Annotated in this window: 24 protein-coding genes and 1 pseudogene; 13 read left to right on the top strand and 12 right to left on the bottom strand. The window is 72.1% G+C overall.

Annotated elements, in window-relative coordinates:
* Positions 1-82 precede the first annotated feature (82 nt).
* From ACFWP7_RS32985 to ACFWP7_RS33010, 6 genes are all read left to right on the top strand, one after another.
* Positions 83-1,903, top strand: coding sequence for a gamma-glutamyltransferase family protein (locus ACFWP7_RS32985; protein ID WP_384389043.1), 1,821 nt, complete (start codon positions 83-85; stop codon positions 1,901-1,903).
* A gap of 218 nt (positions 1,904-2,121) precedes the next feature.
* Positions 2,122-2,967 carry an inositol monophosphatase family protein gene (locus ACFWP7_RS32990; protein ID WP_384389046.1) on the top strand — a complete coding sequence of 282 codons (846 nt, stop codon included), beginning with the start codon at positions 2,122-2,124 and terminating at the stop codon, positions 2,965-2,967.
* A gap of 179 nt (positions 2,968-3,146) precedes the next feature.
* On the top strand, positions 3,147-4,556 hold the full coding sequence (locus tag ACFWP7_RS32995; RefSeq protein ID WP_384389112.1) for a phytoene desaturase family protein: 1,410 nt from the start codon (positions 3,147-3,149) through the stop codon (positions 4,554-4,556).
* Between the two features lie 74 nt (positions 4,557-4,630).
* Positions 4,631-5,140, top strand: a complete 510-nt coding sequence (locus tag ACFWP7_RS33000; protein WP_384389049.1) for an O-acetyl-ADP-ribose deacetylase — start codon at positions 4,631-4,633, stop codon at positions 5,138-5,140.
* A gap of 75 nt (positions 5,141-5,215) precedes the next feature.
* Positions 5,216-5,956, top strand: coding sequence for a class I SAM-dependent DNA methyltransferase (locus tag ACFWP7_RS33005; protein ID WP_384389052.1), 741 nt, complete (start codon positions 5,216-5,218; stop codon positions 5,954-5,956).
* A 152-nt stretch (positions 5,957-6,108) separates the two neighbouring features.
* Positions 6,109-7,257 (top strand): HoxN/HupN/NixA family nickel/cobalt transporter, encoded by a 1,149-nt coding sequence (locus ACFWP7_RS33010; RefSeq protein ID WP_384389055.1) that lies wholly within the window; start codon positions 6,109-6,111, stop codon positions 7,255-7,257.
* Positions 7,258-7,266: 9 nt separating this feature from the next.
* Here ACFWP7_RS33010 and ACFWP7_RS33015 read toward each other — a convergent pair whose 3' ends face one another.
* From ACFWP7_RS33015 to ACFWP7_RS33025, 3 genes are all read right to left on the bottom strand, one after another.
* The gene (locus ACFWP7_RS33015; RefSeq protein WP_384389058.1) at positions 7,267-7,845 is read right to left on the bottom strand and encodes a hypothetical protein; all 579 of its coding nucleotides are present in this window, start codon (positions 7,843-7,845) and stop codon (positions 7,267-7,269) included.
* 189 nt (positions 7,846-8,034) lie between these two features.
* Positions 8,035-8,190, bottom strand: coding sequence for a hypothetical protein (locus ACFWP7_RS33020; RefSeq protein ID WP_384389061.1), 156 nt, complete (start codon positions 8,188-8,190; stop codon positions 8,035-8,037).
* The gene (locus tag ACFWP7_RS33025) at positions 8,187-8,570 is read right to left on the bottom strand and encodes a BlaI/MecI/CopY family transcriptional regulator (protein WP_384389063.1); all 384 of its coding nucleotides are present in this window, start codon (positions 8,568-8,570) and stop codon (positions 8,187-8,189) included. Before ACFWP7_RS33025 ends, ACFWP7_RS33020 begins: the two co-directional genes overlap by 4 nt.
* A 235-nt stretch (positions 8,571-8,805) precedes the next feature.
* On the opposite strand from ACFWP7_RS33025, the gene ACFWP7_RS33030 reads away from it, so the two are divergent.
* Both ACFWP7_RS33030 and ACFWP7_RS33035 read left to right on the top strand, forming a co-directional pair.
* On the top strand, positions 8,806-10,308 hold the full coding sequence (locus tag ACFWP7_RS33030) for a hypothetical protein (protein WP_384389066.1): 1,503 nt from the start codon (positions 8,806-8,808) through the stop codon (positions 10,306-10,308).
* The gene (locus ACFWP7_RS33035; RefSeq protein ID WP_384389069.1) at positions 10,305-11,246 is read left to right on the top strand and encodes a YbhN family protein; all 942 of its coding nucleotides are present in this window, start codon (positions 10,305-10,307) and stop codon (positions 11,244-11,246) included. The genes ACFWP7_RS33030 and ACFWP7_RS33035 overlap by 4 nt, the downstream gene beginning before the upstream one ends.
* Before the next feature lie 13 nt (positions 11,247-11,259).
* On the opposite strand, the gene ACFWP7_RS33040 is transcribed toward ACFWP7_RS33035, so the two are convergent.
* From ACFWP7_RS33040 to ACFWP7_RS33060, 5 genes are all read right to left on the bottom strand, one after another.
* Positions 11,260-11,991 (bottom strand): response regulator transcription factor, encoded by a 732-nt coding sequence (locus tag ACFWP7_RS33040; RefSeq protein WP_384389072.1) that lies wholly within the window; start codon positions 11,989-11,991, stop codon positions 11,260-11,262.
* A 29-nt stretch (positions 11,992-12,020) separates the two neighbouring features.
* A complete protein-coding gene (locus tag ACFWP7_RS33045) occupies positions 12,021-14,660 on the bottom strand; it encodes an FtsX-like permease family protein (protein ID WP_384389075.1) in 2,640 nt (879 codons plus the stop codon).
* A gap of 198 nt (positions 14,661-14,858) precedes the next feature.
* Positions 14,859-15,551, bottom strand: coding sequence for an ABC transporter ATP-binding protein (locus tag ACFWP7_RS33050; protein WP_384389078.1), 693 nt, complete (start codon positions 15,549-15,551; stop codon positions 14,859-14,861).
* A complete protein-coding gene (locus ACFWP7_RS33055; protein ID WP_384389081.1) occupies positions 15,538-16,242 on the bottom strand; it encodes an ABC transporter ATP-binding protein in 705 nt (234 codons plus the stop codon). Before ACFWP7_RS33055 ends, ACFWP7_RS33050 begins: the two co-directional genes overlap by 14 nt.
* A 10-nt stretch (positions 16,243-16,252) precedes the next feature.
* The gene (locus tag ACFWP7_RS33060; RefSeq protein WP_384389084.1) at positions 16,253-16,855 is read right to left on the bottom strand and encodes a hypothetical protein; all 603 of its coding nucleotides are present in this window, start codon (positions 16,853-16,855) and stop codon (positions 16,253-16,255) included.
* Between the two features lie 161 nt (positions 16,856-17,016).
* Between ACFWP7_RS33060 and ACFWP7_RS33065 the strand changes: the two genes are divergently transcribed.
* Both ACFWP7_RS33065 and ACFWP7_RS33070 read left to right on the top strand, forming a co-directional pair.
* Positions 17,017-18,342: an ATP-binding protein gene (locus ACFWP7_RS33065; protein WP_384389087.1), complete on the top strand. Its 1,326-nt coding sequence runs from the start codon at positions 17,017-17,019 to the stop codon at positions 18,340-18,342.
* 40 nt (positions 18,343-18,382) lie between these two features.
* Positions 18,383-19,234: a hypothetical protein gene (locus ACFWP7_RS33070; protein ID WP_384389090.1), complete on the top strand. Its 852-nt coding sequence runs from the start codon at positions 18,383-18,385 to the stop codon at positions 19,232-19,234.
* Here ACFWP7_RS33070 and ACFWP7_RS33075 read toward each other — a convergent pair.
* Positions 19,215-20,492 carry a sensor histidine kinase gene (locus ACFWP7_RS33075; protein ID WP_384389093.1) on the bottom strand — a complete coding sequence of 426 codons (1,278 nt, stop codon included), beginning with the start codon at positions 20,490-20,492 and terminating at the stop codon, positions 19,215-19,217. The genes ACFWP7_RS33070 and ACFWP7_RS33075 overlap by 20 nt on opposite strands.
* Positions 20,493-20,508: 16 nt before the next feature.
* Here ACFWP7_RS33075 and ACFWP7_RS33080 point away from each other — a divergent pair, with 16 nt between their 5' ends.
* Positions 20,509-20,712 (top strand): hypothetical protein, encoded by a 204-nt coding sequence (locus tag ACFWP7_RS33080; RefSeq protein WP_384389095.1) that lies wholly within the window; start codon positions 20,509-20,511, stop codon positions 20,710-20,712.
* A gap of 28 nt (positions 20,713-20,740) precedes the next feature.
* On the opposite strand, the gene ACFWP7_RS33085 is transcribed toward ACFWP7_RS33080, so the two are convergent.
* The 3 genes from ACFWP7_RS33085 to ACFWP7_RS33095 are packed head-to-tail and all read right to left on the bottom strand — an operon-like array spanning position 20,741 to position 22,748.
* Positions 20,741-21,403: a response regulator transcription factor gene (locus ACFWP7_RS33085; RefSeq protein ID WP_384389098.1), complete on the bottom strand. Its 663-nt coding sequence runs from the start codon at positions 21,401-21,403 to the stop codon at positions 20,741-20,743.
* Positions 21,404-21,411: 8 nt separating this feature from the next.
* Complete coding sequence (locus tag ACFWP7_RS33090) at positions 21,412-22,050, bottom strand: phosphatase PAP2 family protein (protein WP_384389100.1); 639 nt, start codon at positions 22,048-22,050, stop codon at positions 21,412-21,414.
* Positions 22,047-22,748, bottom strand: a complete 702-nt coding sequence (locus ACFWP7_RS33095; protein ID WP_384389103.1) for a DedA family protein — start codon at positions 22,746-22,748, stop codon at positions 22,047-22,049. Before ACFWP7_RS33095 ends, ACFWP7_RS33090 begins: the two co-directional genes overlap by 4 nt.
* A gap of 114 nt (positions 22,749-22,862) precedes the next feature.
* Here ACFWP7_RS33095 and ACFWP7_RS33100 point away from each other — a divergent pair.
* Both ACFWP7_RS33100 and ACFWP7_RS33105 read left to right on the top strand, forming a co-directional pair.
* Positions 22,863-23,228: pseudogene (locus ACFWP7_RS33100) on the top strand (BlaI/MecI/CopY family transcriptional regulator); the annotation flags it as partial.
* A 176-nt stretch (positions 23,229-23,404) separates the two neighbouring features.
* The gene (locus ACFWP7_RS33105; RefSeq protein ID WP_384389106.1) at positions 23,405-24,340 is read left to right on the top strand and encodes a M48 family metalloprotease; all 936 of its coding nucleotides are present in this window, start codon (positions 23,405-23,407) and stop codon (positions 24,338-24,340) included.
* Positions 24,341-24,609: the final 269 nt, after the last annotated feature.

Consider the following 24,609-nt stretch of genomic DNA (forward strand, 5'->3'; position numbering starts at 1 on the left):
CCGCGCGCCCTGTCCTCCGGGGAGCCGCAAGTGCCATAGTCGATCGCGAGGTTGATCGTTCGGCTCAGCGAGGTGGCACGGCATGTTCACAACCCGACCGACGCTCCAGGGCACCTTCGGCATGGTGTCCTCGACGCACTGGCTCGCCTCACAGTCGGCGATGGCCGTCCTGGAGGACGGCGGCAACGCCTACGACGCCGCGGTCGCCGCCGGGTTCGTCCTGCACGTCGTCGAGCCGCACCTCAACGGACCGGCGGGCGAGGTCCCGATCATCATCGCCCCCGTGGGCGGCGAGGTGCGGGTGCTGTGCGGGCAGGGCGTCGCGCCAGCCGGAGCGACGATCGCCCACTACAGCGGACTCGGTCTGGATCTCGTACCCGGTACCGGGCCGCTCGCCGCCGCCGTGCCCGGCGCATTCGACGCCTGGATGCTGCTCCTGCGCGACCACGGCACCAAGTCCCTCGCCGACGTACTGAAGTACGCCATCGGGTACGCGGAGGACGGGCACGCGCCCGTGGAGCGCATCGGCGAGACGGTGGAGACCGTGCGCGAGCTCTTCGAGACGGAGTGGACGTCCTCGGCCGAGGTGTATCTACCGGGTGGCAGGGCTCCGCGACCCGGCGAACTGTTCCGCAATCCCGCCCTTGCCGACACCTGGCGACGGCTGCTCGCCGAGGTCTCCGAGGAGGCGGACCGGGTGGCGCAGATCGAGGCCGCGCGGAACGTGTGGCGTTCCGGTTTCATCGCCGAGGCGCTCGTACGCCAGGGGCGGCGTCCCACCCTGGACACCAGCGGCGAGCGCCATACCGGCACCCTGACGGCCGCCGATCTGGCCTCCTGGTCCGCGAGCTACGAGGCCCCGGCGACGTACGACTGGCGCGGCTGGACCCTGTGCAAGGCCGGCCCCTGGAGCCAGGGCCCGGTGCTGCTCCAGCAGTTGGCCCTGCTGCCGCCGGAACTGCCGCGCTACGGCTCCGCCGAGTACGTCCACCTGCTGATCGAGGGCTGCAAGCTCGCGATGGCCGACCGGGAGGCCTGGTACGGGGACGCGGCCGAGGTGCCGCTCGACGTGCTGCTCTCGGAGTCGTACAACACCGCCAGGCGCGCGCTCGTCGGGGACAAGGCGTCGCGTGAGCTGTGCCCCGGCAGCCCCGGAGGGCGCGTTCCGCGGATGAGTGAGCACGCGCGCGTGGTGGCCGCCGGGGAGCCGGGCTTCGACGCGCTCGCGGTGCCGGGTGCCGGGGAACCCACAGTGGCCCGGGCTGTTGCGCACCCCGAGGTGGCGCCGGACGGCGGTACCCGCGGCGACACCTGCCACCTCGACGTCGTCGACCGCTGGGGCAACATGGTCGCCGCCACGCCCAGCGGAGGCTGGCTGCAGTCCAACCCGGTCGTACCCGAACTGGGCTTCCCGCTCGGCACCCGGCTCCAGATGGCCTGGCTGGAGGAAGGACTGCCCAACTCCCTGACGCCGGGCCGCCGTCCGCGCACCACCCTGACACCCTCCCTCGCGCTGCGCGACGGGGTGCCGGTCATGGCGTTCGGCACACCGGGCGGTGACCAGCAGGACCAGTGGCAGACACACTTCTTCCTCTCCGTGGCCCTGCGCGCCGAGGTGCGCGGAGGTCTCGACCTCCAGGGCGCGATCGACGAGCCGAACTGGCACAACGACAGCTTCCCCGGCTCCTTCTACCCGCGCGGTATGTGGCCCGGCAGTGTCACCGTCGAGTCCCGTATGGACGCCGGGGTCATCGAGGAGCTGCGCCGCCGCGGCCACGACGTCCAGGTCGGCGACGCATGGTCCGAGGGCCGGCTGTGCGCGGTCGCACGGGATCCGGGGACGGGCGTGCTGTCGGCGGCGGCGAACCCGCGGGGGATGCAGGGGTATGCGGTGGGGCGCTGATCCGCGAACGCGGTGTCATGACGTAGGCCCGTGATGTCAGGTAGGCCCGTGTCATCGCGTACTCGACGTGCTCAGTGTCATCAGGTGCGCCGGGTGGTCGCGGTATGCGAGGTCTGCGTGCACTCTGCGTAGCCATGGGGTCCGGGAATTCATGGGCATTCCACCCGGAGTGCACCGGCCCGGTGAGGATTGTCAGAGGCGCGTGCTGTCATGGAGACATGATCGTAGACATCGAAACCATCGACGAGTTTCTCACCCACCGCACCTCCGACGTCGAAGAAGTGGTCCGGCAGGCGGCCGCCGCCGAGGTCATGCCGCGCTTCCGACAGCTCGCCGCGCACGAGATCGACCAGAAGAGCGGCCCGCACGATCTGGTGACGGACGCCGACCGCCTGGCCGAGGAGTACCTCGCCGAGACCCTCACCGCGCTGCTGCCCGGCTCGGTCGTGGTCGGCGAGGAGGCGGTGCACGCCAACCCGACGACCTACGAGGCGGTACGCGGCTCCGCGCCGGTCTGGATCGTCGACCCGGTCGACGGGACACGGCAGTTCGTGCACGGCGACCCCGGATTCTGCATGCTGGTCGCCCTCGCGCTGGACGGCGTCGTGCACGCGTCCTGGACGTTCGCTCCCGCGCGCGACGAGTTCGCCACCGCGATACGTGGCCGGGGCGCCTTCCTCGACGGTGCGCCCCTGCGGGCGGGTTCACCCCTGCCCGGCCGCGACCTCGACATCGCCACCTCGCACCCGGACTACACCACGGACGAGCAGAAGCGCGCCCTGCTCGCGCTGCGCGCCGAGGGTGTCGTGACCCGCCCGTGCGGCTCGGCGGGCCTGGAGTATCTGGCCGTGGCCCGCGGGGAGTTGGACGCCACGGCCTTCTCCTGGGAGGCCGCCTGGGACCACGCGGCGGGCCTGCTGCTGGTCGAGGAGGCGGGCGGCGTCCACCTGACGCTCGCGGGCGAGCCGTTCCGTATCACCGGGGGAAACACGCTGCCGTTCACGGCGGCCAGGGACGAGGCGACGGCCCGCAGGGTGGTCGCGCTGCTGACGGCCGGGGGCTGAGGGCCGGGGCGGCTGGAACCTGAATGCTCGGGGCGGCCACGGAGCCTGAGTGCCGAAGACAGCTGTCTTCCATCAGCTTCCCCCTCCCGCAATCGCCCGCGCCGCCAAGGCTGTCAGCCCCCCGGCATATCCTGATCCCAGTTGCCATCGGCTGACAAAGGAGTCCGAAGGTGCCGTCGATGCTCGATGTGGTCGTGGTGGGTGCGGGGCCGAACGGACTGACGGCTGCCGTGGAGCTGGCCCGCCGGGGCTTCTCCGTGGCCGTGTTCGAGGCGCGGGACACCGTGGGCGGCGGAGCCCGCACCGAAGAGCTGACGCTGCCCGGATTCCGGCACGACCCGTGTTCGGCGGCGCATCCGCTGGGCATCAATTCCCCGGCTTTCAGGGCGATGCCCCTGGAGCGGTACGGCCTGGAGTGGCTGCACGCGGAGTTTCCCATGGCGCACCCGTTCCCGGACGGCACGGCGGCGGTGCTCTCGCGGTCGGTGGCGGAGACGGCCGCCTCGTTCGGGCCGCGCGACGCCGGTGCGTACCGGCGCCTGGTCACCCCCTTCCTCCCCAAGTGGGACACGCTGGCCCACGACTTCATGTCGCTGCCCCTGACCGCGCTGCCCCGCGACCCGGTCACCCTCGCCCGCTTCGGCCTCGCCGGACTGCCGCCCTCGACCTGGCTGATGCGCCGCTTCCGTGACGAGCGGGCCAAGGCACTGTTCGCCGGACTCGTCGCCCATGTCGTCGCCCCGCTCGACGGGTTCGCGACCGGCGCCGTGGGCCTGGTCTTCGCCCTCGCCGCGCACGCCCGCGGCTGGCCCGTGGCCCGGGGCGGCTCCCAGTCCATCTCCGACGCGCTCACCGCGTACCTCAAGGACCTCGGCGGCAGCGTCCACACCGACTACGAGGTCAAGCGCCTCGACGACCTGCCGCCCGCGCGCGCCTACGTCTTCGACACCTCACCCACCGCGCTGTCCCGGATCGCGGGCTTCGGCCGCTACTACGAGCGGTACCGGTACGGAGCGGGCGTCTTCAAGATCGACTACGCGCTCGACGGCCCCGTGCCGTGGACGGCGAAGGAGGCGCGCACCGCCGGGACCGTGCAGGTCGGGGCGAGCCGCGCGGAGATCGGCAGCGCACTGCGGGCGGCCTCGCGCGAGGGCCGGGCGCCCGACGCACCGTTCCTGATCACCGTGCAGCCCAGTGTTGTCGACCCCTCCCGGGCACCCGAGGGCAAGCAGGTGTTCTGGGCGTACGGGCATGTCCCGAACGGCTGGACCGGAGACCTCACGGACGCGATCGAGCGCCAGCTGGAGCGGTTCGCGCCGGGCTTCCGCGACCGTGTCCTCGCCCGCGCGACGGCGGGCCCGCCCGAACTGGCCGCCCGTAACGCGAACTACGTGGGCGGCGACATCGCCTCCGGCGCCGCCTCCGGGCTCCAGCTCCTCCTGCGTCCCAAGCTCTCCCTCTTCCCGTACAGCACCCCCCACCCGGCCGTCTTCATCTGCTCCTCGGCCACCCCGCCGGGCCCCGGCGTCCACGGCATGTCGGGGCACAACGCGGCGAAGGCGGTATGGAAGAGGCTGAGACAGGCATGACATGGAAGGGGCTGAGACAGGCATGACATGGAAGAGGCTGAGACAGGCATGACATGGAGGAGGCCGAGAAGGGCATGACCACGATCACGCTGGTGCAGGGCGACATCACCCGGCAGAGCGTCGACGCCGTCGTCAACGCGGCGAACTCCTCGCTGCTCGGCGGGGGCGGCGTCGACGGGGCGATCCACCGCCGGGGCGGTCCCGCCATCCTCGCCGAGTGCCGCAAGCTCCGCGCCTCCCACTACGGCAAGGGCCTGGTCACCGGACGAGCAGTCGCCACCACAGCCGGTGAGCTGGACGCGCAGTGGGTGATCCACACCGTCGGCCCGGTGTGGCAGGGCCCCGGCAGCGACAGTTCGCTCCTCGCTTCCTGCTACCGGGAGTCCCTCCGGGTGGCAGACGAGCTGAGCGCGCGGACCGTCGCGTTTCCGGCCATCTCGACCGGCGTCTTCAGATGGCCGATGGAGGAGGCCGCCCACATCGCCGTGGAGACGGTGAGGGACACGGAGGCGGCGGTCGAAGAGGTCAGGTTCGTCCTCTTCGACGAGCGGGCGTACAAGGCGTTCGCGGAGCAGATCCGCTGACCGTCCTGGCCGGGAGGTGACGGGCCGCGGAAAAATGGCGGGTGTTGAACACGCCCTCCGAAGTACGGTCCTGCGGTGACTGATGCGGATGGGTACTTCGGAGAGAGTGTCGCGGCGACCTACGACGAGGCGGAGGCGGGCGAGTTCGAAACGGGCGTCGTGAAGGCGGCGGTCGACGTACTGGCAGAGCTCGCCGGCGACGGCCGGGCCTTGGAACTGGGCATCGGGACGGGGCGTATCGCGCTGCCCCTGGCAGGCAGGGGAGTCCCGGTCCACGGCATCGACCTGTCGCGGGCGATGGTCGAGCGGCTGCGCGCCAAGCCCGGCGGCGACGCGATCGGAGTGACCATCGGCGACTTCGCGACGACGAAGGTGGACGGGACGTTCTCCGTCGCCTATCTCGTCTTCAACACGATCATGAACCTGACGACACAGGCGGCGCAGGTGGACTGCTTCCGCAACGTCGCGGCCCACCTCGAACCCGGCGGCCGATTCGTCATCGAGGTCATGATCCCCGACCTGCGGAAGCTCCCGGCGGGGCAGACCGTCGTGCCGTTCCACGTCAGCCCGACGCGATGGGCGTTCGACGCCTACGACGTCGCCACTCAGGAGATGAGCTCGAACTACGTCGAGGTCGTCGACGGGCGAGGCGAGTACCACTCGATTCCCTTCCGTTACGTGTGGCCGGCGGAACTCGACCTGATGGCTCAGCTCGCCGGGCTGCGCCTGTCCGAGCGGTGGGACGGATGGACCCGGGAACCGTTCACCGGCGAGAGCGGCCGGCATGTCTCGATCTGGGAGAAACCCGCCGCGTAATCACCCGTACAGCCGTTCGGTCGGCCACCTGAGCAGCGGCTCCGGCTGGACAAGTGCTGGTCCAAGCTTTACTGCGAATAGATTGCAGGTGGGAAAGCTGAGCATGAGGGTGAGAGGCGCACCGCCCGCCCCGAAAGAAGAAGGACCCCACCATGCGTCGTACGTCGCTCACGCGGCAGGAATGGGGCCGGCTCGGCGGGATGGGCGCGTTCATTCTCGCGCTGCACGTGATCGGCTGGTTCACGCTCATCGCCGTCGTCGCGCCGGAGCACTACAGCATCGGCGCGAAATCGTTCGGCGTCGGGATCGGCGTGACCGCGTACACGCTGGGCATGCGGCACGCCTTCGACGCCGATCACATCGCGGCCATCGACAACACCACCCGCAAGCTGATGAGCGAGGGGCAGCGGCCGCTGTCGGTCGGTTTCTGGTTCTCGCTCGGCCACTCCAGCATCGTCTTCGGGCTGGCCTTCCTGCTCTCCCTGGGCGTTCGGACGCTGGCCGGACCGGTGCGCGATGACGACTCGAGCCTGCACGACGTCACCGGGCTGATCGGCACGACGGTCTCCGGGACCTTCCTGTACGTCATCGCCGCCATCAACCTCGTCATCCTCGCCGGGATCTGGAAGGTCTTCCGGCAGATGCGCTCCGGCCACTTCGACGAGGCGGCCCTGGAAGAACAGCTGAACAACCGCGGGCTCATGAACCGCCTGCTCGGCCGCGTCATGAAGTCGGTCACCAAGCCCTGGCAGATGTACCCGGTGGGCCTGCTCTTCGGCCTCGGCTTCGACACGGCCACCGAGGTCGCCCTGCTGGTCCTCGCGGGATCGGGCGCGGCGTCCGGGCTGCCCTGGTACGCGATCCTGTGCCTGCCCGTCCTGTTCGCGGCGGGCATGTCCCTGCTGGACACGATCGACGGTTCGTTCATGAACTTCGCGTACGGGTGGGCCTTCTCCAAGCCGGTGCGCAAGGTCTACTACAACCTCACCATCACCGGACTGTCCGTCGCCGTCGCCCTGATCATCGGCACGGTCGAACTCCTCGGCCTGCTCGCGGAGCGGCTGCAGCTGCGCGGAGCCTTCTGGGACTGGGTCGGCGACCTCGACCTGAACGTCATCGGCTTCGTCATCGTCGGCCTCTTCTTCGCCACCTGGGTCATCGCCCTTGTGGTGTGGAAGGTGGGCCGGATCGAGGAGAAGTGGACGGCGGGGCTGCGCCTCCCGGCGGACGGTCTTCGCCACCCCGGGGATGCCGGGCTCTCCGACCCTGCCCGGCAGCCCGCCCGCCAGCCCGTCGACTGACCCATCCGACTACCAACCCGGCAGCCGCAGCGGGTCCACGGTGGCGTCGGCCGCGCCGAGGGCCGGCAGGGAGTCCAGGGCGAGGACGGCCGCGCCGATCGGCCACAGCTCGGGAGGCGGTGCGGCCTGGAGGGCGGTGATCCGGCGGGTGACGGCGTGCTCGGAGGAGTGCGGGGCACCACCCGGCCGGGTGCGCCGGGCGACCAGGATGGCACGAGCCGGCGCCCGTGCGGTGGTGCGGCGGTCGCCGACGGCATCAGCCGCTTCCTCGTCGGCCCAGCGCTCCAGCAGGGAGGTGACCGTGCTGCGCACCGGTGTGAGGAGCGGGTTGGCGGCGGCGGCCAGGGCGACGGCGGTCGCCAGAGCCGAGTGGCGATGGGCGAGACGGGCACGCTCGTGGGCCGGCAGGACACGGCGCTCCGCCGGTTCCAGTGCGCCGAGTATCGCCGAGGTGACCAGGATCCGGCCGGCCTGCCAGGGGTGGCGGAGGCCTGCGGGGTCGAGGACGCGGCGGCGACGAGCTCGCTGTCGGGAGGGTGGCCTTCGCGGAGCCGGTTCAGGACACGTCGCGTCGCGGAAGGCACGCACACGGCGCGGATAAGCCGGAAGGCGATCAGGCCGAGGACCGCGACCGCGCAGAGCGCGACCGCCTCGGGGACAGGTTCGGGCAGCGGCGCCGACCCTCCTCGCCTGCCTCCGCGGCCATCCACCCCTGCGGTCTGGTTGACCAGGGTGGCGACGAGCGAGGCTCAGGGCTCAGGCGGAGGCGGCCCGCGGTCAACGCGGGGCGATGGTCGGCACCCGGGCGGCGTACGCCGGAGAAACGCGCGCGCCGACCTGTGGGGCGACGACCGCCGGCAGCAGCGGCAGCATCAGCGGGACGTAGACGTCGATCCTCATGGCCTCAGGCCCGTACTTCCCGACGAGCCTCACGGCCCGCTCCCCCCGAGGAGCTCGCGCAGGGCCGTTTCCTCCCTGGGGCTCAGCCCGGTCACGAACTGCTGGAGCACCGCGATGGAGTCGGGCCCGCGGTCGAGCGCCTCGTGCATGGCCTCGGCGGTCAGCTCGGCGGCGTTCTTGGCGGGCCGGTACGCGCCGCGCCGCCCGTCCATGTCACGCAGGACCAGACCCTTGTCGTACAGGCGCTTGAGGATGGTGTGCACGGTGTTGTAGGCGAGGCCGCCGGAGATCTCGGCCTGGATCTCGGCGGGCGTCATAGTGTCGTCGGTGGCCCAGAGAGCGGCGAGGACTTCGCTCTCCAGCTCGCCGGCGCCGCGCCGTTCCGCCCTGCTGTGGGGGCCTGTGCCAGCCATGTCGGCCACCTTACAGCGCGTAGGGGAGTGGTGAAGGGGGCGGCTTCCTGCCGCGCCTTCGGATGCCGCACCCACTCTGCGCTCCGGAGCGGAGCGAGGTAATTTATCCATGTTTCCTACTATTTAACCGTGTTATAGATTTCCGGGCTTTCGTCGTGTTGCCCCGGTTTTCGCCTTTACCCTACGGGTTGTAGGGTGAGGAGGCCCTACGGTCTGTAGGGGTGAAGGGTGGACGATGGCCAAGACGTTGAACGCGGCGCTTGTCGGCGCCCCGCGCCCCGGCCCGCCCCCGGCTGCCGGCATGTCCCGACGCTCCTCCGAGCTATGGCTCGCACTGGTGGCGGCTGCCTTCACCGTGACCCAGCTGCTCCTCGTACGCCCTGGAATGGGCCTCGGCTGGGACGAGACGGTGTACGTCAGCCAGGTGAGCGCGCACGCGCCCGCCGCCTTCTTCAGCGCGCCGCGGGCCCGCGGCATCTCCCTGCTCGTGGCGCCGATCACCTCCTGGTCGTCATCCACGGAACTCCTGCGCGTCTGGCTGGCGCTGCTCTCCGGACTCGGCCTGTTCCTCGCACTGCGCGTCTGGCGGAAGCTGTTCCCGACGCACGTACTGGCCCTTGCGGGCGCGCTGTTCGCCACGCTCTGGGTGACGGTGTTCTACGGACCGCAGGCCATGCCCAACTACTGGGTCGCGATCGGCGCCCTGGCCTGTGCCGGCTGCTTCCTGCGCGCCCAGGCCGACCGCTCCGACCGGGCGGCGCTGTGGGGAGTGGGCCTGAGTGCGGCACTGATGGCGTGGATGCGCCCCACCGACGCGGTCTGGGTGACCCTCCCGCTGCTCGCCCTCGTCGTGTGTGTCCGCCGTTGGCGCCGGCCGCGACTGCTGGTGGCACTCGCCGCGGGCCTGGTGGCCGGGGCGGCGGAGTGGGTCGTCGAGGCGTACGTCAGCTACGGCGGCCTGGTGCAGCGGCTTTCCGACGGATCGCGGATCCAGGGCGGCCTGGGCTGGAAAATCGCCGTCGGTGACCAGTTGCGCAGCCTGGGCGGGCGCACCCTGTGCCGCCCGTGCAGCGTGCCGACGCCGAGCGCCGCCGTGACGGCGTGGTGGTTCGCCCTGCCGCTGCTCGCCGCCCTCGGCCTCGTGTTCGCGGCCAGGGCCCGGCGCACGGCGAGCACGCTGCTGCTCCTGGCCTGCGCCGCGACGGCCGCCTTCCCGTACCTCTTCATGATCGGGTACGCCGCTCCGCGCTTCCTGCTGCCCGTCTACGCGCTCCTCGCCATCCCGGTCGCCGACGCGCTCGTCCACCTGGTAACCGCCCCGCGCCGGGCATGGCGGCCGCTTGCCGTGGTCCTGGTGGCGCTCGGCCTCGCCGGGCATCTGGCGGTGCAGTACGTGGTGCTGGAGAGGACCGTGCACCGCACCACCACCGCCCATCAGGACTGGGCCCGCACCGCGACGGAACTGCACCGGCTCGGCGTACGGCCGCCGTGCCGCCTGACCGGGTACCAGGCCCCCCCGATCGCCTTCTACGCCGGCTGCTCCTCCGTCGCGACGAGCGGACCCAACGCCAACACCACCGGGGCGGACATCGTGCGGGCCGCCCGGAGCGAGCCCTTCGCCGTGCTCACCACCCTCGGCGGAAGTCCGCCCGCGTACGCCCGTACCTGGCCTTCGCACACCATCGGTGACCTGCGCCTCCACGTCGCGCCCGGTGCACCGGGAGGCCCGGCGACATGACCGCTCCGCCGGCCGCTCCACCGACCTCGACCGCCGTCCGCAGGCGGGCCTCCTGGCAGGCCGGGATCTCGCTGCTCGTGATGGGATGCGCGGTGTATCTCGCGCGGCGTCACTGGCCGGTGATCGAGGCCGGAGGCGCCCGGCTGGCCGTCGCCGACCGAGGCTGGCTGCTGGTGGCGACCGCCGCCACCGTGGCGACCTGGGCGTGCTCGGCGCTCGCCCAACAGGGCGCGGTGGCCCGGCCGTTGCCGGCCCGCAGGCTGGTGGCGGTGCAGTTCGCGGCGTCCGCGGCCAACCACGTACTGCCCGCGGGTCTGGGGGCGGGCGCGGTCAACCTGCGCTTCCTGACCCGGTGCGGGCTGCCGGTCGCCCGGTCCGCGACCGCGCTCGCGGTGAAGGCAACCGCGGGGACTGTCGTACGAGGCTTCCTGATCGCCGTACTCGCGCTGGCCTGTCCGGGTGTCCTGCACCCTCCGCATGTCCCCGCGACCGCGGTGATGGTGGCGGTCGCCGTGGTCGGTATCGTCGTGCTGCTCCTGAAGGGACCGCTGCGGCGGGCCCTGCGGGCCGTGCTGGCGGATGTCCGCGCCGTGCACGAACTCCCCGCCCGGGCGGCCGCGTTGTGGGGTGGGTCGCTCGCCTTCGCCTCGCTGCACGCGGCCGTGGTGATCGCGGTGACCCAGGCCCTCGATCTGCCGCTGCCCCCGGCCCAGGTCGCCCTCGCCTACCTCGTCGCGAGCAGCGCCGCGGTCCTGCTTCCCACGCCCGGCGGCCTCGGCTCCCTGGACGCCGCCCTCGCCCTGGCCCTCACCCTCGCCGGAGCACCGGCAGCCGCGGCGGCATCCGTCGTCCTCGGCTACCGGCTCCTGACCGTGTGGCTGCCGCTGCTGCCCGGGCTGCTGGCGCTGGGGGTGCTGGTACGGCGGCGGGTGGTGTGAACTGCCGCTCGGGCTAAGCGAGTTCGAGACGGTAACCGTGCCCTCGAAGTGTCGTGATCAGGGGAACGCGGGACGGCTCGGACGCGGCGCCCGTGAGGCGGCGGCGCAGCCCCGCCATGGTGACATCGAGCGTCTTCGTCGAACCGAACCAGTTCTCGTCCCAGACCTCCGCCATCAACGTCTCGCGGGACACGGCCTCGCCCGCGTGCCGGGCGAGCACGGCGAGCAGCTCGAACTCCTTGGGCCGCAGGTCGACTTCACGGCCGTCGAGCGTGCAGCGACGCGCCGTGATGTCGACGACGAGATCGTCCAGCCGGATCGGCTCCTGAGGCGGCGCGGCAATGGCCCGCCTCCGCAGATGGGCCCGCAGCCGGGCGAGCAGCACGGTCAGGCTGAACGGTTTGACCAGGTAGTCGTCCGCCCCCGCGTCGAGCCCGGCGATGACGTCGATGTCGTCCGTGCGGGCGGTTAGGATGAGGATCAGCAGGTCGGGGAAGCGGGCGCGCAGCGTGCGGGCCACGTCGAGTCCGTCCATGTCGGGCAGACCGAGATCGAGGAGCAGCACGTCGTACGAGGACCGCGCGGCCTCCGCGAGGGCGCCCGCGCCGGTCCGGCTCCACGTGGGCCCGTAGCCGTTGCCGCGCAGTCCGGTTTCGAGATGTCGGCCGATGGTGTCGTCGTCCTCCACGACGAGAACGCGGGCGCGACTGTATCGACTGGGGTCCGGTGCGGCGGGCGTGCTCATGGTGGGCAGCGTAGAGCCGGACCGGGTGTTCACAGATCTCGGAGTTCCTCTACGGCGGGTCGGGTGGCTCGGCGTACCCCGTTCAGGGCCGCCGCCAGTACGGCCGCCCCGGCGGCGCAGCCGGTGAGGACCAGATAGGTGCCGGGGACGGACAGCGTGGTCGGCGGGGGGTCGAACACGCCCGTCAGCACCTTGACCAGCATCTCCGAGAGGCCCCAGCCCATCAGCGCGCCACCGGCGAGACCGCCGCCCGCCAGCAGGAGCGCCTCGGTGAGGACCATGCCGCGCAGTTGGCCGGCCCTGGCGCCAAGGACGGTGGCGATGGCGAAGGTCCGCCGTCGTTCCGCGAGGCCGAGCGCGAGGACCAGACCGCCCGCCCCGGCCGCGAGCAGCACCGCGAAGGCCAGCTCGATCCGGGTGAGTCCGGCCAGGTCCACGGAGGTCAGGCTGGTACCGACCGCGCCCCGGGTCTGAGTGAGGTCGGTGACGGTCGCACTGGTGCCGAGCTGCTTGCCGAGCTGCGCCGCGACCTGCTTCTGGTGGGTGCCGCCGGTGTCCACGAGGAACGCGCCGACCGCGTCGCTGCCGGTTGCCCTGGCCACGTATGAGGCGTTGGCGACGAAGAAGCTGTCCTTCGGCGCGGTAGGGAACTCCTTGGCGATCCCGGCGTAGTGGAACGTCACCGTGCGCAGTGCCTTGGTGTGAGCGTCCTGGATGCGCAGCCTGACGGTGTCACCGGGCGAGAGCTGGAAGTCGGTGACGGTCTCCGCGCTGACCAGCAGCGCGTCGGGCTGCTTCGCGAGCTTGTCCATGAGCGAGGCGGCGGTGCCGCCGGAGAAGTACGCGTCCTGGAGCGAGGTGGCAGAGGCGATGGTGCCCGGATTCACGCCGTACAGGTCCTGAAGGTCGGAGCCGACGTAGGCGAACCGGTGCTGAAGCGGCTCGACATGGCGCACGCCGGGGACCTTGAGGGAGGCCGCGGCGCTGGGCGGCGTCTGCGCCCCGGGGGGCTCGGTCACCGTGACGTCGGCGCCGTTGGTGAGGCGCGCGTCGACCTCGGCCTGCTGTTTGTACGTCGCGTTGAAGGTCGCCGTCGACACCGCGAAGGACACCGCGAGTGCCAGCAGGACCACCGAACGGGCCAGCGGACGCCGGCGCCGGGAGAGCACCGCGGCCGTCGTTCCCGCGAGATTCGACGTCAGTGGACGCGACAGCCGGGCCAGCACCCCGCGCCCGTGGGTGAGGGCGAGGAGTGTGAGCCGCCACAGCAGCAGGGCGGAGCCGACCCACAGCAGCGCGGGCCCGAGGAACGCCCAGTACGACACCGAGATGCTCGGCACCCCTTCGGGGGCGAGGACAAGGGCGTACTGGTTGCCGGACGAGGCCCGGAACACCAGCCAGGAGGCGATCAGCAGGGCGAGGTCGAGCCCGTACCGCATCCACCACACCGAGCCCGTACGCCGCTCCGGCCTGCGGGTGTCGGCGACCGTCACCCCGCGCAGGTCGCGCAGGGCGGGGACCAGGACGGCGCCCGCGGCCACGGCGGCGCCGAGCAGGAAGGCGAGGGCGTACCAGAAGGCCCACGCCCCGGCGCTCGTCCCGAACGACGCCGATCCGAAGGCGACACGACCTGTCAGCGCGGCGATGCCGAGTCCGGCGAGACCGCCGGTGACCCCCACCAGCCCGGCTTCCAGGCCCGACAGGGAGGCGATCCGCCTCGGCCGCAGCCCGCGCAGCCGCAGCAGGGACTGCTCCTGGCGGCGCCGTTCACCACCGGCGGCGGCGACCGCGGCGGTCAGCGCGGCGGCGAGGATCGCGCCCGGGACACCGAGGAAGAGGAAGAGGATCTGAGCGTAGGCGGCGTCCTGGCGGGCGGCGTCGAGGGCGGCGCCGAGGTTGTTCCCGACGATCACGCCGCCCGAGGAGCGGGCCTCCAGGTTGTGGGCGGCGCGCGTCACGGTGTTGAAGGCGGAGGCGGGGTCGGCGGGCAGCTTGGCGTCACTGGTGGTGTGGATCTGGGTGGTGACCGGGGTGTTGGCCGTCAGGGAGGTGAATTCGGTGGACGGGAGGAGGACCACGTTGTCGGGCGGTGCGGCGGGCTGGGACTGGCTCGGCGCGCCGACCTTCTGGAACAGCGAGTCGGCCTGCGGGAGGTCCACGACCCCGGCCACTCGGACCTGGCGTACGCCGGAGCCGGGGAGCTGGATGCCGATGGTGTCGCCGGGGGCCGCGTGCAGGTTGGAGGCGGTCTGCTGGGCGAGCAGTACGCCGCTGGAGGAGCCGGTGAGCGGCCGGATCTCACCCGGGAAGAGCTTCTGGTAGTCGGCCGGGAGACCGAGCACCATGCCGGGCCCGGTCGTCTGCGTCGTGCCCTGCGCCTTCGCCGTGAACGCGCTGCTGTGGGCGAAACCGACCGGGACGGCGGCCTGTACGCCGGGCGTGTGCTGAACCAGGGACAGGGTCGCCCCCGCGTCGGCACCCGGCTGCACCTCGACCTGCCAGTCGACGGCGACCGAGCCGACGGCGCGCTGGGTCATGGTCGCCTTCGACGCGGTGAGGAACGAACCGAGCGAGGCGATGAGGGCGACGGCCAGGGCGATCCCGGCCACGGCGGCCAGCAGTCGCCCGGAGCGGTGGCGGGCGAGGCCGCCGGCCCACGTGGTGTTCATGACGTCCCCTCGGCCTTCTGTCGGGTGGTCAACCAGCCTTCTGGCACGGTCTGTTGGGCGGTGAGGCGGGCGGCGATGGCCCATGCGGTTTTCATGAGGCCTGTCATGACGTCTCCTCGGCCTGCTGGGTGGTGTTCAATCGGCCGTCTGGGATGGTCCGTCGACTGCTGAGGAGGGCGGTGAAGGCCCCTGCGGTTTTCATGGCGTCTCCTCGGCCTTCTGCCGGGTGGTCAACCGGCCGTCTCGCATGGTCAGCCGGGTGGTGAGGCGGGCGGCGACGGCCGGGTCGTGCGTCGTGACGACGAGGGCCGCGCCCGTCCGGTCGGCCGCCGTCAGCAGCGCGTCCAGGACGTGCCCTCCGGTGGTGTGGTCGAGCCGGCCGGTGGGTTCGTCGGCCAGGATCAGGCGGGGGGCCTGGGCCAGCACGCGGGCGGCGGCGACGCGTTGCGCCTGACCGCCGGAGATCTCCTCGGGCAGCCGCTCGGCCAGCTCGGCGGCGTTCACCAGGGCGAGGGCCGCGATGGCCTCCTGGCGGGCGCGGTCGTCCGGCATTCCCGCGAGCACCAGCGGCAGCGCGGTGTTCTCGACGACGTCCAGGGCGGGGATCAGGCTGTCGCCCTGGAAGACGAGCCCGATGTCGCCGGGACCGGCGTGCAGGGCGGGCCAGGTGACGGTGCCGCTCGTGGGGCGTTCGAGGCCGGCCAGCAGATGCAGCAGCGAGGACTTCCCCGAACCCGAGGGTCCGACGACGGCCAGCCGGTCGCCGGCGCGCACCCGCAGGGTCGCGCCGTGCACGGCGACCACGGCGTTCGCGCCGCGCCCGAAGGTCAGGGCGGCGTCGTCGCAGGCGACGAGTACGTCGTCGGCGGGCGCGGTCTCATGCGGAGACATCGTGTGCCCTCCCGTCGTCCAGGGCGATCACCCGGTCGGCGATCCGTACGGCCTCCGCGCTGTGTGTCACGATCAGCACCGCGCAGCCCAGAGCGGCACGGTCGCGCAGCATCCGCAGGATCAGGCGCTCGGTGTCGCCGTCGAGTTCGCCCGTGGGTTCGTCCGCGAGCAGGACCCCGGGGGAGTTGGCGAGAGCGACGGCCAGGCCGGCCCGCGCCAGCTCCCCGCCGGATAGTTGGCGGGGCAGTGCGTGCGCCCGCCCGGCGAGCCCCACCTGCTCCAGCAGGTCCTCTGCCGACACCGCGGGTCGGCCCCGTACGGCACTGTGTGCGAGCCGCACGTTGTCGCGCACATTGAGATGCGCGACGAGATTGCGGGTCTGGAGAAGTACGCCGATGTGGCGGGCCCGCAGCCGGGCGCGCTCGGTCTCGGGCCGATGACTGACCCGTACGGCCCCGACGCGGACCTCTCCGCCCGAGGGCTCGTCGAGGCCGGCGAGGCACGACAGAAGCGTCGACTTGCCCGCCCCCGACGGCCCCACGACAGCGACCGTCTCACCGGGCCGCACCCGCAGGGACACCCCGCGCAGGGCGAGCGTCTCCTCCTCGCCGGCCCGGAAGAAGCGGTACAACTCCCGCGCGCTGAGTCCTGCTTCGGACTTCAGGGCGGCTTCCCGCACGACGTCTGACATGGCGCTCACCTCACTTCCAAGTGAAGGAGTCGCTGACGATGCGCCAGGGGTCCACGTTGTCGGCGTTCACCGGCCCGGACAGGGTGACGTCCACCTCGTGTCCCTGCCGGTAGAACGCGTAGCGCTCGAACGCGTCGCGCACGACCTTGCCGGTGACCGGGTCCGGAGCCGAGTCGCCCTGGTACTTCAACAGGACGGCACTCCCGCCGTTCCGGGTCACCTGCGACACCTTGGCTCCGCTGAACTTCGGTACCTGGCTGGTGAGCCGAGGAACGACCGTGCCGGTGACGGACGCGGTGGTGGGCGCCGAGGACGCGGACACGGCGGAGACCTCGACGCGGTTCAGCTTGTCGGTGAAGACCGCGGTGCCGCCCTGGGTGCTACGGGCCCAGCCCTCCGGCACCTTCACCGTGAAGCCGCCGCCGGACGGCTGGTAGGCGACGTACGCCTGGTTGTCGGGGATGTCACCGGGTGGATTGGACTCGGTGGGTGCTGCGGCGGCGCTGCTGGATCCACCCGAGGAAGCGGCGCCGGACGAGGAACACCCCGCGGTCACCGCCGCCGCGAGTACGAGTCCGACGACACCGATGGTTCGTACGCGTGTCATGGCCATAGCCACTGCCCTCCTGGGTAAGCCTGCCGAGCGACCGGACGTGGTCATGGCACCGACGCTAGGAAGCGACGGGTTAACGCCCCGCACGGCGAGGGTTAGACGACGGCAAAAGCGCGTGGCGGGCTTCGCCCGGCCCGGTGGGCGGCCCGCATGATGAGGGCATGAGACAGCGTGTCGTGCGGGTTGCGCTCACCGCGGTGCTGGTCGCGCTGGTCCTCCTCGCGATCCCCCTGGCCCTCGCCATCAGGTCCACCCTGTACGCCGACCAGCGGGACACCCTTGAACGGGCGGCGCTCGCCGCTGCCGTACGCGTGAATCCGGACTACGCGACCGGCGACCCGGTGGAGCTGCCGTCGCCGGGGCCGGGCGAACGCCTCGGCCTGTACGACCCGAAGCTGATCCTCCGGGCGGGCACCGGCCCCCGTAGCGGCGACGCCGCGGTCAGTGAGGCGCTCGGCGCCGTCATCGCCCGGGACCAGACGGCCGGCGAGCTCGTCGTCGCCGTACCCGTCTCGCACAACGAGCAGGTCATCGGCGTCGTAAGGGCCTCGTCGGCCGTGTCGGTGGTCCGTGACCGTGTCCTGCTCGGCTGGGCCGCCCTGCTCGGTGCGGCGGTGCTCGCCCTCACGGTCGCCGTGCTCGTCGCCCGGCGTCAGGCACGTGCGCTCGCGGCCCCGCTGGAGGCGCTCTCCCGGCACTCCCGGGCCGTCACCGACGGCGACCTGACCGCCAGGGCCGAGCCCAGCGCCATCGCCGAGATCGACCAGGTCGCCCGCACGCACAACGACATGCTGCACAGCCTCTCCGAACTCCTGCGGCACGAACGGGACTTCACCGCCAACGCCTCCCACCAGCTGCGCACCCCGCTGACCGGCCTCCACCTCACCCTGGAGACGGGGCTCGCCCAGGACGACGCCAGACTGCGGCCCGTGCTGGAGGAGGCCCTCGCCGCCACCCGTCGGCTGCACCACACCGTGGAGGAGGTGCTGCGCCTGGCGGGCTCACCCGGTCTGCCGCACCGAGTCGCACCGGACCGCCTGGTGGCACAGCTGCTCGACGAGACCGACGAACGGTGGCACGGGCTCTTCGCCCAGGACGGCCGACGGCTGGACTGCGGCTCCCAGGACGCCCCGGCCGACGTACGCGTCCCGGGCGGACCCGTCGCCGAGATCCTCGGCGTCCTGCTCGACAACGCCCGGACGCACGGACATGGCGGGGTCCGCGTCACCGTCCGGGACCTCGACGACGCCCTCGCCTTCGACGTCACCGACGAGGGCGGCCTGCGCACCGAACCCGGCCGCCTCTTCGCCCGCGGGCACACCGGCGGCGGCGCCGGCGGTACGGGCATCGGCCTCGCCCTCGCCCGTGACCTGGCCGTTTCCCTGGGCGGCAGGCTGTTCCTGGCGAGCGGCGACCCTACGACGTTCACGCTGCTCGTCCCGGTCCGCCAGGACGCGGGGGCTGTTTCGGGTGAGGCCGCACGGTAGTCAGGATGCGTTCAGGATCCGGCTGGCACGGTCGGGCCTCATGACATCCGAGACCTCTGAGACATCGGCTTCCGAGACGTCCGCGGTCCACGGCGGTGCCGGTACCGGCACCGCCCGACACCGCCTCCGCTGGAACAAGGTTCCCGAAGTCACCGCGTACTTCTGGATCATCAAGGTGCTGTGCACCACGGTCGGCGAGACCGCGGCGGACCTCCTGAACGAGAAACTGGGCCTCGGTCTGACAGGCGTATCGCTGCTGATGAGTGCGCTGCTCGCGGTGGTTCTCGTCGTCCAGTTCCGCACCAAGGCCTACCGGCCCGGCGTCTACTGGTCGGCCGTGGCCCTGATCAGCGTCGTCGGCACGCTGATCAGCGACAACCTCACCGACAACCTGGGGGTGCCGCTGACGACCAGTACGACCGTCTTTGCCGTGGCCCTCGCCGTCGTCTTCGTCGCCTGGTACCGCAGCGAGCGGACCCTGTCGATCCACAGCATCGACACCCCGCGCCGCGAGTCGTTCTACTGGCTGGCGGTGCTGTTCACCTTCGCGCTGGGCACCGCCGCCGGTGACCTGGTCGCCGAGCGGATGGCCCTCGGCTACTGGGTGTCCGCCCTCCTGTTCGGCCTCGCGATCGCCGCGGTCGCGCTCGTCCACTTCGCATTCGGCCTGAACGCGGTGTGGAGCTTCTGGATCGCCTACGTCCTCACCCGGCCGCTCGGAGCCTCGATGGGCGACTATCTGTCGCAGCCGACCGCGGACGGCGGCCTGGGCCTGGGCACCGTGATCACGAGCGTGCTCTTCCTGGCCGTCATCCTCGGCCTGGTGGTGTTCCTGTCGGTGACCCGGAAGGACGTCGCCGGGCCCGACCGGCTCACCCCGCAGGGAGGCTGACCACGAACTTCGCGCCAGGGGTGTGCCGTTCGTCGTGGCGCACCTCGCCGCCGGCGGAGCGGGCCAGGCGTCGCGCGAGCGGCAGGCCGAGGCCCGCTCCGCCGTGTCCGTCGCCGGGATCGGCCCGGCGGCCGGGCTGGAAGAGCCGCGCCGCGAACGACGGCGGTACGCCGGGGCCGGCGTCGCTGACCTCGACACGTATGCCGTGGGTGTGCGCGGCGGCCCGGATCTCGACCCGGGTGTGCGCGTACCGCAGGGCGTTGTCGAGCAGGGGGCTGGTGATCCGTTCCAGGAGGGCGTCCGGCACCCCGGCCGACAGTCCGGCGTCCGGGACGGTGACGACGACGATGACGTCTTGTGCGGGACCGAGGCGGTGCGTGAGGCGGTGCAGTACAGGCAGGACGACCGCCGTGCCGGGTGCGGTTGACGCGCTGTCGCGGGCCTCGTCGAGGAGGGTGTCGCAGATCGTGCGCATGGACCGGGCGGCGTCGGCGATGGCCGCGTGGGTGGCCGTGGTGTCGGCGGCGGAGCGGGGGAGTGCCTGCCACCAGTCCAGCTCGGCGATGATCTGGGCGAGCGGGTTGCGCAGCTCGTGCGACAACTCCCGGGTGAGCTGCCGCTCATGCCGCAACAGCGCGCGGATACGGTTCAGGAGGGCGTCCAACGACCCGCCCAGCTGGGCCAGTTCGGTGGGACGGGCGATGCTCCCGAAGCGTTCCTCGGAGGCGACGGCACTCCACCGGGTGGCGTCGTCGGTCATGGTACGCACGGGACGCAGCGCGCGTCCCACCGCCAGCCGCGTCAGCGCGTAGGTGCACGCCAGCATGGCGGCGTCGAGTGCGAGCGACGCCAGGAGCAGGGTGTCGGCCGAACTGCGGTAGGGGGAGAGGTCCAGCGCCGTGACGACCGTCGCGGCGCCCTTGTCGCCGGGCACCGCCCGCGAGCACATCCGGACCGTGCCCTCGCTGCCGGCGGTGACGCACTGCGGGCCCCCGGGCGCGGCGAGTCGTGTGGCCGCCCGCGTCAGCGTGCCGGTGGCGCTGGTGGAAGGAGGCTTTTCCAGAAGCCGGTCGGCCGCGTAGATCCATACGTTCGTGTCGAGGAGTTCCTCGCCGGGTGTCTCCAGGATGCGCACCTGGGAGCCCCGGGTGTCGACCGTCGCGGCTACGGCGGCGGCCCGCGTGCGCAGCACGTCGTCCGCCTGGTGCTGGAGGTGCTGCCGTACGACGGCGTTGAACGCGACGGTGAGGATCACCATCAGGAGGGTGGCGGTAGTGAGCGCGACCAGGGAGAGCCGGCCGCGCAGGGTGCGCGGGCAGCAGCGGGAGGCGAACGCCTTGACGGCGGATGGTGGCCTGCGGGAGGCCGACGCCTTGACGGCAGGCGGTGGCAGGCGGGAGGTGGGCGACTTCCTGAGAGGTGGTGGCAGGCGTGACGCGATCCTCTTCCTGAGACGCGACGCGATCCTCTTCATGTGAGGCGGTGGCAGCCGCGAGGCGAACGTCCTCATGACAGCCGGTGGCCGATGCCGCGCGCCGTGGTGACGGTCACCTCGCTGTCGCCGTCACGGAGCTTGCGCCGCAGCCGGGTCAGATACTGGTCGAGCGTGTTCTCGCTGACCTGGGCTCCCTCGGGCCAGCCCGCCCTGAGCAGCTCGCGCCTGCGCACGACGCCCCCCGACGCCGCCATGAGTGCCGCCAACAGCCTGAACTCCGTTGGAGTCAGGGCGACTTGGGAGCCGCGGACGGTGAGGGTGTGTCCGACCGGATCCAGGACCAGGTCTCCGGCCGTTGCCGCTGGGCGGGGCCCCGCGCGTTTGAGTGCCGACCGCAGGCGGGCGGCCAGTTCCGTCAGATGGAACGGCTTGGGCAGATAGTCGTCACCCCCGGCCGAGAAGCCGGCCAGTCGGTCCGTGAGGTGGTGATGGGCCGTCAGGAAGATGACGGGGGAAAGGAATCCATTGGCCCTGATCGCCTGGCACACGTCCCGCCCGTCCGCGTCCGGCAGGCCCACGTCGAGTACGGCCGCGTCGATGTCGTCCCCGGCCAGCCGCAGCGCGGTCGCGCCGTCCTGCGCGGGCACGGTGTCGAAGCCCTCGTCGCGCAGCCCGCGCCGCAGGACGTCACGCAGGGCGTGATCGTCCTCGACGAGCAGAATCCGGTGCCGCATGGTCCCCGTCACCCGCTCTCGTACGAAGTGACCTCTACGAGGTGCGGCGCGACAAGGAGCGCCCCGAGCGGCGTGGCCGTCAGCCGCCCCGCGAACGAGTCCGGGATCCTTCGCAGCGCCACCGTCAGCAGCGTCGCGACCAGCGTGCCGACCAGGACACCGGCGACGACGTCGTGCGGATAGTGCAGGCCGACCCAGACGCGGGAGGCGGCCATCGCGCAGGCGGCCAGAACCGCGACGGTGCCGAGGCGACGGGACACCTGGAGCAGCGCGACGGCCGCCGCCGCGGCGATGACCGCGTGATTGCTGGGAAACGACCAGTCACCCGGTGCCGGACACGCCTCCAGTGTCGGGACATGCAGGCTCTGACATGGCCGGTCCTCGCGAACCGCCATCTTGAACAGGGAGTTCACCCCGTATGCCACGACGACGATCACCGGCACCGCGAGCGCGCTCAGCGAGGCCCGCGCGCTCACCCGCCGCGCCCGCCACCAGCCCAGCACCATGAGGACCGCGAACAGCCCGAGCCCGTACGTCGACCACGCGGACACCAGGCTGTCCAGCCACCCGGGGGAGTCCTGGGCCAGGTCCACCACGTATCTGTAGGCGGAGCCGTCGATCGAGGAGCCGTCGAACGCGAGGATCATCCCTGGGCGCCCTTCTCCGCGGTGGCGGCCCGGCGGGAGCGGTACAGCTCGGCTCCGAGCGGCAGCAGGGACACGACGATGATCACCGCGATGATCGGGAGCAGATAGCGGTCGACGTTCGGGATCGACGAGCCCAGCGCGTATCCGCCGAGCGTGAGGCCGAGGGTCCAGAGCAGGCCGCCGACGACCTGCCACAGGGTGAAGGTCCGGGCCGGCACGTTCAACGCGCCCGCCACCGGGTTCAGTACCGTGCGCACCACCGGCACGAAACGGGCCAGCACGATCGCCTTCGCGTATCCGTAGCGCTCAAGGAGCTCCTCGGCGCGCTGTGCCCCCGCGTGCAGCCGGGGCGAGCGGCTGCGGGCGAGCAGTGCTCCGCCCGCCTTGCGCCCGAGCAGGAAGCCGGTCTGCGAACCGGCCAGCGCACCGATCGCGGCGGCGGCCAGCAGCGGCGCGAGTGAGAGCTTCAGGCCGCCCTGCCCCGAACCGGTGCACAGCAGGCCCGCTGTGAACAGCAGGGAGTCGCCGGGCAGGAAGAAGCCGATCAGCAGCCCCGTCTCGGCGAACATCACCACGCCGACGCCCAGCACACCGAAGGTGGCGAGCAGGGACTGCGCGCTGAGAACGTTCACCGCGAGCTGTGAGCCTGCGAGCTGTGACCCCGCGAACTGTGAAGCTGCGAACAAAGTTGCCGCCATCGTCGCGTGCCCTCTCATACTGGACGAGCGGGTACGGCCGAGACGCACCCGATTGACTACAATGCTGTAGACGGTCTACTGAACTGTAGACGATAGCGGGGTGAGGATCGTTCCATGACCAGCGACAAGGACGAGCGCCGTCCGGCGGGCGAGCTGGAGGCTACCGTCATGGCCGCCCTCTGGGCCGCCGACGCACCCCTCACACCGGGCCGCGTACAACTGGAGCTGGCCTCCGGCCTCGCCCGTACCACGGTGACGACGATCCTGTCCCGGCTGCACGAGAAGGGCGTCGTCGGCCGCGAGCGCCAGGGCCGCGGCTACGCGTACTTCCCCGTCCAGGACCCCCACGGGCTCACCGCCCGGCGGATGCACACCGAGCTCGACCGCGACGAGAACCGAGAGACGGCGCTGGCCCGCTTCGTGGCCCAGCTCAGCCCCGACGACGAGCGCCTGTTGCGCGACCTGCTGGAAACGGGTGAGGGGCTGCTGGTGTCAGGTGCCGGCCTGGAAACGGGTGAGGGACTGCCGGAGCCAGGTGCCGGCCTTGGGCGGGGTGGGGGACTGCCGGAGCCGGGGTCCGGCCATGGGCAAGGTGAGGGGCTGCCGGTGTCAGGTGTCGGCCTCGGGCAAGGGGACCGCCCGGAATCAGGTGACCGGTGACCGTTCTGCTGCTGCTCGTCCCGCTGCTGGTGCCCTTCGCGGTGCCGCCGCTGGCCCGCCGCTGTCTCGACCGGCTGGCACCCCCCGTCGCGCTGTGGGCGCTGACCCTCGCGGTCCTCGTCCTCGCCGGTGCCTCCGTGGCGGCGCTCGGCGCGCTGGTCCTGACCGGCTTGCTCAAGCTGCCGCTCTTCGCGGGCCTGGGTGAGCTGATCCACCCGCTGCGTACCGCGTCGGACCTCTTCGTCCTGCCGGCGGCCGCTGCCGCCACCGGCGTCCTCACGCTCGGCGCCTGGACCCTCGTACGCTCCGCGCTGCGCCAGCTGCGTGCCTTCCGCAGCGCCCGCACCCTGGCCGGCCGCCGCCCCACCGCGGGCGACCTGTGCGTCATCGACTCCCCGCACCCGGACGCGTACGCGCTGCCGGGCCGCCCGAACCGGATCGTCGTCACCACCGGGATGCTCCGCAGCCTCGGCGCCGACGAACGCGAGGCGCTCTTCGCCCACGAACGGGCCCACAACGCGGGCGGTCACCACCGCTTCCTCCTCGCCGCCGAACTCGCCGCCCACTGCCACCCGGGACTGCGCCCGGTCCGCGCGACCGTCGCGCTCGCCGCGGAACGCGTCGCCGACGAGGCCGCGGCCGCCGCGGTCGGGGACCGCCGCCTGACCGCGCGCGCCATCGCCCGCGCCGCCCTCGCCGCCACACGTGCCGCCGAGTCCCCCCGCCCCGGCTTCGCCCCGGCGGCGACCACGGGCCCCGTCCCTCAGCGAGTCGCCGCCCTCCTCGTATCCCCTGTACGCCGCCCCCGCGCCGCCTATTGGATCGCCGTACTGCTGGTCGTCTGCGCCGCCGTCTCCGCCGGAGCCTCGGTCGGCGGTGTCCTGGCCTTCCACCACGAGGTGGAGGTCGCCCAGGGAGAAGAACCACGCTGACCTGGCCGGTGTCTCCGGCCCACCCTGCGTTCGAGGCCGAGGCCTTGCCGTCCCGATCCCGCACCCACTCCCGGGGTGGGCACTCTCAGCTTCGGCCGGGAGGACCTTTCGGCCCGCTCGGCGTTCGAGTCTGAGGCGTTGCCGTCCCGATCTCCCACCCACCCATTGGGGCGGCACTTTCAGCCCGGCCGGGCGGGAGATTTTTAGCCTGTCCCGGCGTTCGAGTCTGAGGCGTTGCCGTCCCGATCTCCCACCCACCCATTGGGGCG

The organism is Streptomyces sp. NPDC058470, assembly GCF_042721055.1.
GTDB lineage: Bacteria > Actinomycetota > Actinomycetes > Streptomycetales > Streptomycetaceae > Streptomyces.